This is a genomic window from Microbacterium sp. CCNWLW41 (assembly GCF_037083505.1).
In genome coordinates, this window is sequence record NZ_JBAOJP010000008.1 from 175,667 (window position 1) to 190,213 (window position 14,547).

General features: G+C 71.1%; 13 protein-coding genes. 7 read left to right on the forward strand and 6 right to left on the reverse strand.

Annotation, left to right across the window (positions count from 1 at the left end):
- Window positions 1–86: 86 nt before the first annotated feature.
- Entirely contained in the window at window positions 87–314 is a 228-nt protein-coding gene (locus tag V6R91_RS25445) for an acyl-CoA carboxylase subunit epsilon (protein ID WP_067248768.1), read from the reverse strand.
- A complete protein-coding gene (locus V6R91_RS25450) occupies window positions 311–1,909 on the reverse strand; it encodes an acyl-CoA carboxylase subunit beta (RefSeq protein WP_067248765.1) in 1,599 nt (532 codons plus the stop codon). Before V6R91_RS25450 ends, V6R91_RS25445 begins: the two co-directional genes overlap by 4 nt.
- A 189-nt stretch (window positions 1,910–2,098) precedes the next feature.
- On the opposite strand from V6R91_RS25450, the gene V6R91_RS25455 reads away from it, so the two are divergent.
- The 5 genes from V6R91_RS25455 (at window position 2,099) to V6R91_RS25475 (ending at window position 6,852) form a co-directional block, all read left to right on the forward strand.
- Entirely contained in the window at window positions 2,099–2,896 is a 798-nt protein-coding gene (locus V6R91_RS25455; protein ID WP_271061789.1) for a biotin--[acetyl-CoA-carboxylase] ligase, read from the forward strand.
- A 76-nt stretch (window positions 2,897–2,972) separates the two neighbouring features.
- A complete protein-coding gene (locus tag V6R91_RS25460; RefSeq protein ID WP_271061788.1) occupies window positions 2,973–3,521 on the forward strand; it encodes a PH domain-containing protein in 549 nt (182 codons plus the stop codon).
- Window positions 3,522–3,646: 125 nt separating this feature from the next.
- Window positions 3,647–4,771, forward strand: coding sequence for a 5-(carboxyamino)imidazole ribonucleotide synthase (locus V6R91_RS25465; protein ID WP_336397555.1), 1,125 nt, complete (start codon window positions 3,647–3,649; stop codon window positions 4,769–4,771).
- Between the two features lie 141 nt (window positions 4,772–4,912).
- The gene (gene purE, locus V6R91_RS25470) at window positions 4,913–5,380 is read left to right on the forward strand and encodes a 5-(carboxyamino)imidazole ribonucleotide mutase (protein WP_067248789.1); all 468 of its coding nucleotides are present in this window, start codon (window positions 4,913–4,915) and stop codon (window positions 5,378–5,380) included.
- Window positions 5,377–6,852 (forward strand): LCP family protein, encoded by a 1,476-nt coding sequence (locus V6R91_RS25475; protein WP_442928179.1) that lies wholly within the window; start codon window positions 5,377–5,379, stop codon window positions 6,850–6,852. The genes purE and V6R91_RS25475 overlap by 4 nt, the downstream gene beginning before the upstream one ends.
- A 256-nt stretch (window positions 6,853–7,108) precedes the next feature.
- Here the strand turns inward: V6R91_RS25475 and V6R91_RS25480 are convergent, their stop codons facing one another.
- Both V6R91_RS25480 and V6R91_RS25485 read right to left on the reverse strand, forming a co-directional pair.
- Window positions 7,109–7,663: a hypothetical protein gene (locus V6R91_RS25480; protein ID WP_271061785.1), complete on the reverse strand. Its 555-nt coding sequence runs from the start codon at window positions 7,661–7,663 to the stop codon at window positions 7,109–7,111.
- Window positions 7,664–7,814: 151 nt separating this feature from the next.
- Window positions 7,815–9,575, reverse strand: a complete 1,761-nt coding sequence (locus V6R91_RS25485; RefSeq protein WP_336397556.1) for a DUF4012 domain-containing protein — start codon at window positions 9,573–9,575, stop codon at window positions 7,815–7,817.
- 96 nt (window positions 9,576–9,671) lie between these two features.
- Between V6R91_RS25485 and V6R91_RS25490 the strand changes: the two genes are divergently transcribed.
- Window positions 9,672–10,742 (forward strand): glycosyltransferase, encoded by a 1,071-nt coding sequence (locus V6R91_RS25490; RefSeq protein WP_336397557.1) that lies wholly within the window; start codon window positions 9,672–9,674, stop codon window positions 10,740–10,742.
- Between the two features lie 24 nt (window positions 10,743–10,766).
- Here the strand turns inward: V6R91_RS25490 and V6R91_RS25495 are convergent, their stop codons facing one another.
- Window positions 10,767–11,504 (reverse strand): ABC transporter ATP-binding protein, encoded by a 738-nt coding sequence (locus V6R91_RS25495; protein WP_271061782.1) that lies wholly within the window; start codon window positions 11,502–11,504, stop codon window positions 10,767–10,769.
- 1 nt (window position 11,505) lies between these two features.
- Window positions 11,506–12,393, reverse strand: coding sequence for an ABC transporter permease (locus V6R91_RS25500; protein WP_336397558.1), 888 nt, complete (start codon window positions 12,391–12,393; stop codon window positions 11,506–11,508).
- 215 nt (window positions 12,394–12,608) lie between these two features.
- Here V6R91_RS25500 and V6R91_RS25505 point away from each other — a divergent pair, with 215 nt between their 5' ends.
- Window positions 12,609–14,546 carry a DUF6541 family protein gene (locus V6R91_RS25505; protein WP_336397684.1) on the forward strand — a complete coding sequence of 646 codons (1,938 nt, stop codon included), beginning with the start codon at window positions 12,609–12,611 and terminating at the stop codon, window positions 14,544–14,546.
- The last annotated feature ends 1 nt before the right edge of the window (window position 14,547 follow it).

Sequence of the window (14,547 nt, forward strand, 5' to 3'; positions counted from 1 at the left end):
ACGGGGGCTGCCCGGCCCCGAAGCGCGTCGACGCGACCGGATCGGGCCGTTCCGAAGGACGACCGACGGCAGGCGTCGGAGCCGCCTCAGCCCGAGAACCGGCCCCAGGGGATGTCCCGCCGCAGCGGCGCGCGCAGCGCGCGCTGGGTCCGCATCCACGCCGACACGGGAGGGTCGACAGTCACGGCCGCCTCCTCTTCGGCGGTGTAGGCCGCCGAGAGCACGGCGATCAGCGCGGCCAGTTCCTCTTCGCTCGCCGCGCCCCGCACCACCTGGATCTCCACCGGCGCGTCCCGGTCCTCCGCCGCGGTCACAGCGGGATGTTCCCGTGCTTCTTCGGCGGCAGCTCCGCGCGCTTGCCGCGCAGCGCCCGCAGGGCCTTCGCGATGGACACCCGGGTGTTGGCGGGCTCGATGATGCCGTCGATCTCGCCCCGTTCGGCGGCGAGGAACGGAGAGGTCACGTTGTAGGTGTACTCGTTGGCGAGCCGGGTGCGCACCGCGGCGACGTCCTCGCCGGCTTCCTCGGCCTTCTTGATCTCCCCGCGATAGAGGATGTTGACGGCGCCCTGGCCGCCCATGACCGCGATCTCGGCGGTCGGCCAGGCGAGGTTCACGTCCGCGCCCAGCTGCTTCGAGCCCATCACGATGTAGGCGCCGCCGTAGGCCTTGCGCAGGATCACGGTGACGAGCGGCACGGTGGCCTCGGCGTAGGCGTAGATGAGCTTCGCGCCGCGGCGGATCACGCCGGTCCACTCCTGGTCGGTGCCGGGGAGGTAGCCGGGGACGTCGACGAGAGTGACGATCGGGATCGAGAACGCGTCGCAGAACCGCACGAAGCGGCTGGCCTTCTCGCCGGCCTCGATGTTCAGGGTGCCCGCCATCTGCGACGGCTGGTTGGCGATGATGCCGACCGAGCGCCCTTCGACCCGGCCGAAGCCGATCACGATGTTCGGGGCGAAGAGCGGCTGCACCTCGAGGAAGTCGCCGTCGTCCACCACGTGCTCGATGACGGTGTGGATGTCGTAGGGCTGGTTCGGCGAGTCTGGGATCAGCGTGTTGAGCGTGCGGTCCGCGTCCGTCGTCTCGAACGCGAACGCGCTCGCGTACGAGGGCAGCTCCGCCATGTTGTTGTCGGGCAGGTAGCTCAGGAGCGTGCGGGCGTAGTCGATCGCGTCGTCCTCGTCCTCGGCGAGGTAGTGCGCGACGCCCGATCGGGTGTTGTGCGTCAGAGCGCCGCCGAGCTCCTCCATCCCGACGTCCTCGCCCGTGACGGTCTTGATGACGTCCGGGCCCGTGACGAACATCTGGCTGGTCTTGTCGACCATGATGACGAAGTCGGTCAGCGCCGGGCCGTACACGGCGCCACCGGCGGCCGGGCCCATGATGATCGAGATCTGCGGGACCACCCCGGAGGAGCGGGTGTTCAGACGGAAGATCTCGCCGTACTTGCTCAGCGCGAGCACGCCCTCCTGGATGCGGGCGCCGCCCGAGTCGAGGATCCCGATGATGGGGATGCCGCTGCGGAGGGCGAACTCCATGATCTTGATGATCTTGTCGCCGGACACCTCGCCGAGGGAGCCGCCGAAGGTCGTGAAGTCCTGGGAGTACACCGCGACGGTGCGGCCGTGGATGGTGCCCACGCCGGTGACCACGGAGTCGCCGTACGGGCGGTTGCGGTCCATGCCGAAAGCGGTGGTGCGATGGCGCACGTACTCGTCGAACTCGACGAAGCTGCCCGTGTCGACGAGCAGCTCGATGCGCTCGCGGGCGGTCATCTTGCCCTTGGCGTGCTGCTTCTCCTTCGCCTTCGCCTCGGCGGCGACGACGGCCTCGTCGTAGCGCGCGTGGAGGTCGGCGATCTTGCCGGCGGTGGTGGAGAGGTCAGGCGTATCCGTCACGGGTTCCACCCTAGCGGCGGGGTGTCCGCAGACGTTGGACGCCTCGCACAACGCGACGGCCGATCCGCTGTTCTTTCCGTACTGTCGCCGAGACCCCCTTGCGCCGCCGAGACCCCCTCGCAGATACGTAGATACGAGGGGGTTCGGGCGACAGGAGGGGGTCTCGGGGGCACCTCGGCGGATCGATAGGGTGACGGCATGGACTTCGCCCACACCCGCGCGGCGGCGTCGCGCCTCGACGTGCTCGACGCCACCGGATCCACCAACGCCGATCTGCGCGCACACGCCGCCGATGCCGCGGGCTGGCCGCACCTCTCCGTGCTCCTGACGCAGGACCAGCGCGCGGGTCGAGGACGCCTCGACCGCAGCTGGGTGGCCCCGGCGGGGTCGGCGCTGGCCGTCTCGGTGCTGCTGCGGATCCCGGCCATCCCCGCGGCGGAGCGCGGGTGGATCCCGCTGGCGGCGGGAGCGGCGATGACGGACGCGGTCGCCGCGCAACTGCCGGAGCGGACGGTGGGCGTCAAATGGCCCAACGACGTGCTCGTGGCCGCCGCGGGTTCCGGAGACGGCACGCGGCCGCCGCGGAAGATCTGCGGCGTGCTCGCCGAGGCCGTCGGGACGGACACGGTGATCGTCGGCACCGGTGTCAACACCGCCATGACCCCGGAGCAGCTCCCGGTCGACACCGCCACCTCCTTCGCGGTCGAGGGGGCGGAGTGCGACGTCGACCTCCTCGTCGCGGGCTACCTGGCGCGACTGGACCGTCATCTCACGGCGTTGGCGGAGAACGGCGCCGACGCGGGCGGCGTGCGTGCCGCCGTGGCGGCCCGCTGCCTGACCCTCGGCCAGGCGGTGCGCGTGGAGCTCCCGGACGGATCGACCCTTCGCGGCGTCGCCACGGGCCTTGCGGGCGACGGATGCCTGGAGGTGCGCGCGGAGGACGGAACAGGACACCGCGTCGCCGCGGGGGACATCGTCCACCTGCGCACGGTGTGAGCGCCGCGTCGCCGAGGAGCGAGGGACACACCGCGCGGCTGCCCGCCTCACCGGGGCAGGGCGACAGAATGGAGCCATGACGCAACCGGTGGGGCTCGGCGGGCGACCGATGACGCCGCCGCCCGGGGTGCCCACCGAGGAGCGCCTCATCGCGCGGTTCCACGGACACGCCCGTCACCTGTTCTGGTCCGCCCTCGTGCTGATCGTCGTCGCGGGTGCCACGGCGTACCTCCTCGGCAACCTGCCGGCTCCCCTCCAGGACTGGATGCTGCTGGCGGCGGCCGGTCTCGTCGTCGTGCTTCTCGTGGTCGTGCCGTACTTCGTGTGGCTCTCCCGCGGGTACACGATCACGACGCGTCGGGTCATCGCCCGCCGCGGCATCGGCGCGCACCACAGCCAGGAGATGTCCCACGCCCGCGGGTACACGATCCAGGTCCGCCGCGGAGTGCTCCAGCGGATGGCCGGAGCCGGGACCATCACGCTCTCGAACGGCGTCGATGCTCCGCTGCGACTCGTCGGCGTGCCCGACGTCGCGCTCGTGCACGAGACGCTGGCCGACCAGGTCGAGGTGGGACAGATCCTCGCGCACCGGAACGCGCAGGCGACCGGCCAGCTCGACGACTGACACCCGTTCCGGCAATCGGTCGGCCCCACCGCAGACGCGACGGCGGCGCGCCGCACGGGAGTGCGCGAGAATGGATCGGGCGTGCGTCGCGGTCGGCGGCGCCGATGGACGAAGGGCCGGTGTGTATGGCGGTGCGCGTAGGTGTGGTCGGCGGAGGCCAGCTGGCCCGCATGATGATCGCCCCGGCGGTCGAGCTCGGTCTGGACATCCGCGTCCTCGCCGAGGACGACGGCATGGCGGCGCAGCTGGCGGCCACGCAGGTCGGCGACTACCGGGACGCCGAGACCGTGCGCCGGTTCGCCCGTGAGGTCGACGTGGTCACCTTCGATCACGAGCACGTGCCCCAGGAGGTGCTGCGCCTCCTCCAGGCCGACGGCGTGGAGGTCCATCCCGGCCCGGATGCTCTTCAGTTCGCGCAGGACAAGCTGGCGATGCGCGCCCGGCTCGAGGAGCTCGGCGTGCCTCAGCCGGACTGGGCGCGCGTGGAGGACGTGGCCGCCCTCCAGGCCTTCCTGGACGACCACGGCGGTCGCGCGGTCGTGAAGACGCCGCGCGGCGGGTACGACGGCAAGGGCGTGCGCGTCGTCTCGCGCGCCGAGGAGGCGGCCGACTGGTTCGCCGCCATCGCGGACGGGGACGCGCTGCTGGTCGAGGAGCTGGTGCCGTTCGTGCGCGAGCTCGCGCAGCAGGTGGCCCGGCGTCCGTCCGGAGAGGCGGTCGTGTATCCCGTGGTGGAGACGGTTCAGCGCGACGGCGTGTGCGCCGAGGTGATCGCGCCGGCCCCTGGCGCGAGCGAGAAGCTCATCGAGGTGGCGGCCCGCATCGGCGTGCGCATCGCCGAGGGGCTGGGAGTCACCGGGATGCTCGCCGTCGAGCTGTTCGAGACCGACGACGAACGGATCCTGGTGAACGAACTGGCGATGCGTCCCCACAACAGCGGCCACTGGAGCCAGGACGGTGCGATCACGGGTCAGTTCGAGCAGCACCTTCGCGCGGTCGCCGATCTGCCTCTGGGCGATCCGTCGCCGCGGGCGACATGGGCCGTCATGGTGAACATCCTCGGCGGGCCCGCGGATGAGGCGATGACGGATCGGCTCCCTGCCGCGCTCGGCGCGCATCCGTCCGCCAAGGTGCACACCTATGGCAAGGCTCCGCGCCCCGGTCGCAAGGTCGGCCACGTCAACGTCACGGGCGACGACCTCGACGACGTGGTGTACGAGGCGCGGTCGGCGGCGGGGCGGTTCGCCTGAGCGCGGGTCGGGCGGACAAGGGGTGATCACCAGCATGACGGTGATCGCGCGCCGCACCGGCGATCTCCCAGCACCCGCCCGTACCCTGTTCTGGTGACTGGGACACTGCACTCCTCCGCCGCGCCCCTGGTCGGGGTCGTCATGGGCTCCGACTCGGACTGGCGCGTGATGAGCGACGCCTCGCAGGCGCTCACGGACTTCGGTATCGCCCACGAGGTCGAGGTCGTCTCCGCTCACCGGACGCCCGACAAGCTGGTGCGGTACGGCCGTGAGGCGCGCGAACGCGGACTGCGGGTCATCATCGCAGGGGCCGGGGGAGCCGCGCACCTGCCGGGCATGCTCGCTTCCGTCACCGCGCTGCCGGTGGTCGGGGTCCCGGTGCCGCTCGCCTACCTGGACGGGATGGACTCCCTGCTCTCGATCGTGCAGATGCCGGCGGGGATCCCGGTCGCCACGGTCTCCATCGGCGGTGCGCGCAACGCCGGCCTGCTCGCCGCGCGGATCCTCGGCGCGTCCGACCCGGCACTGGCGGATCGCGTCGAAGCGTACGCGCGTGAGCTCGAAGGCGTCGTCGAGGAGAAGAACCAGCGGTTGAAGGACTCGCTGTGACCGTATTGCGCGAACCGCTGGCGCCGGCTCGCGCCGTGCAGCGCACCCGGGTCATCGAGACCAAGCCGATGCGTCGGCCGGACACCTCGTCTCCGGCCGCGATGACCACGCGGGGCTGGTGGCTCGTCCTGTTGAACGTCCTGGTGCCGGGTTCGGCGCAGGTGCTCGCGGGAAACCGTCGGCTGGGCCGCTTCGGTCTGGGCGCCACCCTGGCGCTGTGGACCGGGCTTGTCGTGACGCTGCTGTTCGGGCTGCTCTGGCGGCAGGGCCTGCTGTGGCTCACCGTGGGCGGCGGCTGGATCTCCTGGCTCGTGCTGACCCTCGTACAGGTCCTCTTGATCGGATACGCCCTGCTGTGGGTCGTGCTCACGTTCGACACGCTGCGACTCGTGCGTCTCGTCCGGGTCAAGCCGTACGCGAGGATCGCGCTGCCGATGGTGGCGGTGCTCGTGCTGGGGCTGCTCGGCGGGGGAGCGGCGTACGCCGCCAACATCGTCGGCACGAGCCGCGGCGCGATCACGACGCTGTTCGGCGGGGGAGGGCCGAGCCTTCCCCCGAGCGACGGCTATTACAACATCCTCCTCCTCGGCGCCGACAGCGGCGACGGGCGGGACTCGATGCGCTTCGACAGCATCTCGGTGGTGTCGGTCAACGCGGAATCGGGTGCCGTGACGATCACCGGCATCCCCCGGGACATGCCGAACGTGCCCTTCGCCGAGGGGCCGATGCTGGAGCAGTATCCGGACGGCTTCCAGGAGCACGACGATGAGGAGTGCGGCTGGGGCGCCGGGATCAACCAGCTCACGAACGCGGTGGAGCAGTGCGGCGACGGCGCGGCGCTGTATCCGGACGCGGAGGCACAGGACTCGAGCCCCGCGATCGAGGCGACCAAGGACGCGGCCGAAGGGGTCCTGGGGATCCAGATCCCGTACTACGTCTTCATCGACATGAACCACTTCGCCGCCCTGATCGACGCGCTCGGCGGCGTGGAGATCACGGTCGCCGAACGGCTGCCCAAGGGCGGCGGGCCCTCATACGACGGCGAGCCCGCGGAGGACTGGGCGATCGGGTGGATCGAGCCGGGGACGCAGCGCATGGACGGCGACACCGCGCAGTGGTACGCGCGGTCGCGGTACACCACGAGTGACTTCGACCGGATGAAGCGGCAGCGGCAGTTGCAGGAGGCGATCCTCGGCCAGTTCTCGCCGCAGAACGTGCTGAGCCGGTTCACCGAGGTCGCACAGGCGGGCACCGACATGGTGCGCACCGACCTGCCCCAGGACAAGCTCCCGGAGTTCTTCGACCTGGTCCTGAAGGCCAAGGAGCAGCCGGTCACCACGATCGAGCTGACGCCGGAGAACGGCGTCGACGAGTGGGAGCCGGACTGGGAGCAGGTGCGGCAGATGGTGCAGAACGCGCTGCACCCGCCCACCGAGGCTCCGGAGGACGGGTCCGCGCCTTCCGAGGGCTGATCAGCGCCGCTCGAGGGCGGTTCGCGTCGCCGGAGCGCGGCTCGTCAACCGACGGCTGAGCGTCACCGCAGAGCTGAGCGCGGCCCCTCGAAGCCGTGCGTCTCGCGACGTCCGCTCCCTCGCCCTCACCGGCGCCCGCTGCCAGACAGCGCGCGGGCACCGAGGAGGAAGCCTGGGCGGCAGGGGTGTGAGGGGAGGGGAGCCTCCACCGCCCAGGCGGTCTCGGACGGCCTCACCGGGCCGACGACGAGACCCCTCAGGCGCGCTTGCGGCGAACCCCAGCCGCCACCAGCACGCCACCGGCGGCGACGCCCAGGGCGCCTCCGCCGACGATCCACGGCGAGATGTCCCCGCCCGTCACCGCGAGACCGGCGTCCCCAGACGTCGCCTCGGAGCTTCCGGCGCCGACCGACGGATCGTGATCGCAGCTCGAGGCCGCGTCCGTTCCGCTCTGCACCGTGATCGTCGCTGTATACGAGCGCTCCGCGCCCGCGAACGTCACCGCATACGCTCCCTGGCCGTCGGCCGGCGGGATGAACGTCAGCACCAGGCTCCCGTCCTCCATCGCGGTGTTGCCGGAGTACTGCGCGGTCTCGGCGGACGCACCGGCGATCGAGATCCCGACGACCTCACCGGGCACGAAGTACCCGGCGCCGAACGACACCGTCGAGACGTTGCAGACGTCGATGATCGGTCCGTCGACGGCCACCGAGGGCGGTCCGACGTACGGATCCGCGGCGAACGAGGCGGCGGGCGCAGCGAAGACGAGCGCACCCGCGGCCAGAGTGATGGCAGCAGCCTTCTTGAGCATGTTTCTCCCCCAGTGAGATTCACGCGGAATCGATCGGCATCACTCCCCAGCGATGATCGATCGTCGGGTGCCCCGTACGCCCCCATAGCGCGCGGATCACCCGGTATCCCCAGTTGTTGCTCAGAACACTACCCCATGAGAGGGCGATCCGTCACCGATCGCACACGATGGGTTTCACCGACGTGTCGATCGGACCCGCCATCGGCGTGTAGCGGACATCGGTGAGCCGCCGGCCGGCGCCCTCCCCGGTGAAGTCCACCGTGATGGTGGTGGACTCTCCCGGGGCCAGGCGCACGGAGTGCTGGATCACGGGTCGTCGTTCGAGGGTCGCCGTCTGCACGGAGCCCTTCTCGCCGTCGCGGTCGTAGCGGGACGGGAGCGCGCCCTCCGGGCCGTAGACGGCCACGAGGGTCTCCGTGGAGCCCGGCGGGACCCCGAAGGCGCCTCCCGCCGTGACGTACGGCGGGAGGGTCTCGGCGGCGTCCGCCGGGGCCGCGTTGGTCCAGGTCGCGCTCACCCTCGTCGTGGGCTCGCCGTCGCAGACTCCGTACGAGACCGCGACCTGCGCGTTCGCGTAGAAGTCCATCTTGGCGCCGGTCATGTCGTTGAGGAGGACGCCCACGGTGGCGGTGTCGGCGCCGTCGGCGGGGACACCGCCACCGAGCGTCGAGGCCGCGAGGATCTCCTCCTCCTCGGGATGCGCGCTCCAGATCCGGATGCGGTGCTCGTCCGCCGCGTCGGCCAGGGCGCTGAGCAGCGCACGCGGGGGCGCGCCGAGGGCCGCCGAGAACAGCGTGCCCGCGACCTGGGCGAAGACCTGGTCCTGCGCGGCGGGGTCCGGGACGCTCTGATAGATCCCGGACAGCAGCAGCTCCCGGGCCGACTCGGCGTCCAGCGTCACCGGCCCGGCCTGGACCGGTCCGGTCGCCTCGAGCAGGTGGGCGGCGACCACCGCGTCCACCGCGATCACGCCGTCCACGGGGCCGCCGAAGCGTTGCGTCCACATCTCGGCGATCACCGGACCCGCCTCGCGGAAGTCGGGGATGCTCGTGGCGTTCTGGATGAAGCGGCCGGGCCGGTCCTCGAACAGGGCGACCACGGGCTCCGACAGGGGCAGCGAGGACGCCAGCGCACGGAAGTCCGCCGAGGACGCCTGCCCGACGAGCCCGATCCGCCCGCCCTCCGCGCGGACGACGGCCAGGGCGCCGATGATCCCGCCCGACGAGCGCAGCTCGGCGTTGTTCTGCATCGCCACCACGTATGTGCGTGGTCCGGACCCGCCGAGCATCGATGGCAGCAGCTGCGCGGCGCCGTGCAGCGCGCCGACGACGGTCGTCGCATCGTCCATCGTGCCGCGCAGCTCGCGGACGGCGTCGGCGAGCGCGGGAAGCGTCGCCTCGGCGTCGATGCGGGCGGCGCGGGCGGAGGCGTCCGCGAGCGCGGCCGAGGCCTGACCCAGCGGCGCCTCGACCTGGGTGAACGGCGCGAGGTCGATCGCGCCTCCCGACAGGCCCAGCGCGCTGAGATCCACGTCGCCGACGACCGAGACGACCGGTCCGAGCGCGTCCTCGGACACGTCGTCGGCGATCTCGGACACCTCGCGCACGGCGGTGAGGTTCGGTCCGAGCCAGGGGACGACCTCGAAGGCGCGCCACACCGGGTCCGAGGTGAGACCGCGCGCGGATGCCGCGTGGTCGGCGATGCGGTGGGAGAGCGTGTCCGCGCGGTCCAGCTCGCCCTTCGCGATCGCGGCCTTCAGCGCGGAGGCGTTGGCGGCCACCTGCGACAGGTCGTTCGCAGCGCCGAGACCGCGCACGACCAGCCACCCGATCGCGAGGAGCAGTGCGATCGCCAGGACGCCGACCGTCGTGCCGATCCATCGCCGTCGAACCGGAAGCCGCCCATCGCTCATGGGAAGCATTCAAGCATGAGCGGATGAGGGACCGTACGGCCTCGGCCCGGGACGTGCCTCGGCGGATTCCGAGGGCCGCCGCAGTAGGCTCGCGCTATGGCTCAGCTTCGTGTCGTCCTGGATCAGCTCGGCGCCGACGGGGCCGCCGACCTGTCCGAGGCCTCGACCGCGCTCGTGGCGGGCCTGATCGAGACCGCACCTCGGGGCTGCACCGTCGAGGCGATCGTGCCGGCGGGCGTGGAAGGGATCCCGGAGGGCGTCGCTTCGGTGCGGCGACTGCCGCTCGCTCGCCGGGAGCTGACGGCCGCATGGCAGATGGGGCTCGCCCCGCGCGTCGGCGGCGGGATGATCCACGCGATGACGCTGCTCGCGCCCCTCATCCGTCATGATCGCCTCAACGATCACGATCAGACCGTGCCGACGCTGTGGGATCTTCGCCCCTGGGACGCGCCGGAGACCCTGCCGAGGGCGGTCGTCCTCTCGCAGCGCGCGCTGCTGCGCCGTGCGGTGCGTCACGCGGACGCCGTCGTCGTGCCCACGCACGCGGTGGCGGCGCGGCTGGCGGAGATCGCGGCGCTCGGCGACCGCATCCGCGTCATCGCCGGAGCCCCGTCCCCGCAGATCGCGGTCCCCTCGGACGCTGCTGCGCGCCGTTCTGCGGCCGGCCTGCCGGACGACTACGTCGTGCTGGCCGGTGCCGGGGAGGACCTGCTCCCGGGCCTGCGCGCGGCGGCGGCGCTGCGCCGCGCGGTCGTCGTCCTCGATGTGGCCGACGGGGGCGAGGCGGGGATCATCGATCTCGCCGAGTCCGCAGGACTGCCCGCCGCACGGGTGCACGTGCGGGAGCGGTCGTCTCCCGCCGACCGTGCCGCGGTCCTCGACGGTGCGGACGCGTTCGTCTGTCTCGATCCGCACGCGTCCTGGCCCTGGCGTCTGCTGGAGGCCATGGCGCTGCGCGTCCCGGTCGTCGCCCGCGACACCGGGTTACACCGCGACGTGGTCGCCGACGGCGGCCTCCTCGTGCCCGCCGAGGCGATCGCGGACGCGCTCGCTGAGGCGATCGACGCGGGCGGGGAGCGCCTCCGGATCATCGCCGGAGATCGGGCGCGCGCCTTCAGCTGGAACGGCGCGGCCGCGCAGGTGTGGGCGCTGCACGCCGAGCTCTGACGTCGTTGCCTCCCGCTGGCGCCTCTAGGCGCGCATGATCTCCACGGCCTCCTTGCTGGGGCCGTCGAAGCGCACCTTGCCGTCGCGCAGGAGGACGCCGCGCGCGCAGAGGTCGGAGACCATGTCCAGGTCGTGGCTCACCACGACGAGGGTCTTGCCCTGGTCGTGCAGCTCGCGGATGCGCGCGAGGCACTTCTGCTGGAACGGCTCATCGCCGACGGAGAGGATCTCGTCGATGAGAAGGATGTCGACCTCGGTGTGGATCGCGACGGAGAACGCGAGGCGCAGGAACATCCCCGAGGAGTAGTGCTTGACCTCGGTGTCGATGAACTTCTCGATCTCGCTGAACTCCACGATGGCGTCGAAGCGCTCCTCGATCTCCTTCTTCGTCATCCCCAGGATGGCGGCGTTGAGGAAGATGTTCTCCCGTCCGGAGAGGTCGGGATGGAACCCGGCGCCGACCTCGATGAGACCGGCGACCCGTCCCCGGGTGAGCACACGCCCCTCATCGGGCTGCAGCACGCCGGAGATCAGCTTCAGCATCGTCGACTTGCCCGAGCCGTTGTAGCCCAGCAGCGCGACGGACTCTCCCTGGTCGATCGAGAACGAGACGCCGTCGAGCGCCTGGAAGTCCGTGGTGAGCTTCTTGCGCCGCATGGCCGCGACGAAGGTCTCCTTGATCGAGTGGGTATGGCGCAGCTTGAAGTGCTTGTGGACGTCGTCCACCACGATCCGGGTCGTGCCCGTGGCGGCGTGCGTCACGTCAGAGGTCCTGTGCAAAACGACCCTCCAGTCGCCGGAAGACGAGCTCGCCGAGGACGACGATGATCAGGGACACGCCCAGGGCGATGCCGGCGTGCATCCACAGGTCGGGGAAGACGGTGCCCTCGCCGGGGTCCAGCGGCTGCCAGATGCCGTAGTGGAACAGCTCCACGGCCGCGGTGATCGGGTTCAGCGCATAGAGCTGGAAGACCGTCTCGGGGACCTGCGACTGCACCATCTGCCACTGGTACATCACCGGCGATGCCCACACCGAGATCATCACGATGATCTCGACGAAGCTCTGGGCGTCCCGGAACGTCACGTTGATCGCGCCGAAGAGCATTCCCAGCCCGGTGGCGAGCAGGGCGATGATCACCAGGCCGAGCAGGAGCGCCGCGATGTGCAGGAGCGAGGGCGTCCAGCCGAAGAACAGCGCGATGACGATGACGACGATGATCTGAGGGACCGTGTTGACCGCTGCGACGAAGGTGCTCGCCACGGGGAACATCTGCCGCGGGAAGTAGATCTTCTTGATGAGGGCCGCGTTGTCGACGAGGGAACGGGTCCCGTTGGCGAACGACTCGTTGAAGAACGTCACCGCGGTGATGCCGGACAGCAGATAGATGGGGTAGTAGTCGATCGACCTGTTCAGCCCCATGAAGACGCCCAGGGCGAAGAAGAAGACGAGGAACTGGATGAGCGGCTTGACGTAGGACCACAGCCACCCGAGGACGGATCCGCGATAGCGGATGCCGACCTCCTTCTTCACGATCAGGCTGAGCAGGTAGCGTCGACGGAACACGTCGAAGAAGCCGCCGCTGGCGCCGGGCGCGATGAGGCGGTCCGCGGCTGCGGCAGAGGGCTGCGACACGACGGTTCTCACTTCCATACGGGTCTCTTCGGGCGAGATCCCCACCCATCCTAGGGTGTCGGATCTCCCCGCGACCGTCAGCCGGGCACGGCGCGCGTGCCGAGCGCACGGCGTGCGTGGAGGTCGTCCGCGGGGCTCACGGGTAGACTCGTCGCGGTCTCCCCGGACGATGTGTCGCGCCGTCCGCGACGGCCAAGGGAACAAGACCGTCGACGAGGGGACGAGCGTTCGTGATGATGAGCTGGCTGGAACTGGCGGCGGCTGTCGGCGTTCTCGGACTCCTCCTCGCGATCCCCGGATTGCTCATCGCGTTCGTCCTCGGTTTCCGCGGACTCTGGGCGGCCGCGCTCGCCGCCCCCGCATCGGTGACCGTCATCGCCCTCACCTCACTCGTCGCGCCCTTCCTCGGGATTCGCTGGGGCGCGCTGCCGGTCTTCGCCGTCACCGTGGTCCTCGCCGCAGTGCTCCTTGTGCTCCGCCGGCTGCTCTGGCGGGGCGTCGTCCCGCGGTCGGAGACGCCACTGACCCGGGGCGGAACGCTTTTCCTGGAGGCGGGTCTGCTCGTGGTGCTCGCCCAGGTGCTCGTGGCGATCGGCCGGCCGGCGAACATCTCCCAGACCTTCGACAACATCTTCCATCTGAACGCGATGCGTTTCATCCTCGACACCGGCAACGCGTCGCCGCTGTGGCTGGGCAACATGACCAGCGCCGAATCCGGCGGGGTGCCCTTCTACCCGTCGGCCTGGCACGCGGTCGGATCGTTGATCCTCACCATCTCCGGCACCTCGATCCCGATCGCCTCCAACGCGCTCACGATCGTGTTCGCCGCCGTCGTGTGGCCGCTGAGCATCGTCGTGCTCACGCGCACACTGTGGGGATCGCGCACGGCGGTCATCGCGGGTGCCGCGGCGGGCGCCGCCGGCGTCGCCGCGTTCCCGATGCTCATGATGACGTACGGCGTCCTGTTCCCGTACCTCATGGGACTCAGCATGGTGCCCGTCGCCCTGGCCTTGATCGTCGCCGCGGTCATCGACCGCGATGTCGACGCCAAGGCCCGAGTGATCCTGCTCCTGGCGTTCGCCGGGACGATTCCCGCCATCGGCGTCAGCCATCCGGGGGCGTTCGTCGCCCTGCTCGTCCTGTCGAGCGCGATCCTGGCCGTGGCGCTCGTGCTGTTCCTGCGAGCCCGGCCCTCGGCGGCGCGGAACGCGTGGATCTGGATCGGAGTGGCCGGGTATCTCGTGGTCGCGGGAGCGGCGTGGTACGTCCTGCGGCCGCCGGCCCCGGCGCGGACCTGGCTGCAGACGGAGACGGTGAGCCAGGCCATCGGCGAGGTCCTGGCGGTCTCGCCGTTCGGCGCGGCGATCAATCTCGGGATCGCGGCGCTCGTGGGCTTCGGCGTCGTCGCCGCGGTGCGACGCCGGGACAGGGCGTCGATCGTGGCGTTGGTCTCCTACGTGGTGCTCGCGGGGCTGTTCGTGACCGTCTCCGGGCTGCCGTACCTGCTTCTTCGCGACATCCTCACCGGCGCCTGGTACAACAACGCCCCAAGGCTGGCGGCTCTCCTTCCCCTGGCCTGGGTCCCCCTCGTCGGGCTGGGTGTCGCCGCGGCCTGGGACGGGGTGCAGCGGTTCCGCGCCGCGGGCCGCCAACGGCTTGCGCTCGGCGCGCTCGCGGCGCTGGTCGTCGCGGCCGTGGTGCTGCCGCAGGCGATGAGCATGCGGCAGGCGGTCTCGAACGCGCGGGCAGGGTTCGCGCTGACGGAGAAGTCCGAGCTGCTGACGCTCGACGAGATGGCGATCCTGGAGCGCCTCGACCAGCACGTGCCGGAGGACGCGGTCATCGCGGGGAGCCCGTGGACGGGGACCGCCCTCGCGTACGCGCTGAGCGACCGCGAGGTTCTGCTGCGCCATACCCTCACCGACGTGTCGAAGGACGCCGAGCTCGTGAACGACGAGCTCGACGAGGCGGAGGCAGGCAGCCCCGTGTGCGCTGCCATCCATCGCCTCGGCGTCGAGTTCGTGCTCGATTTCGGCCGCCAGGAGGTCAACGGGGGGCGGCATCCCTCCAAGGGTCTGGATCGGCTGGCCACGTCGTCGGCGGTCGAGCTGGTGGACGAAGAGGGACGGGCGCGGCTCTACCGCGTGACCGCGTGCGGGGACGCCGGGTGAC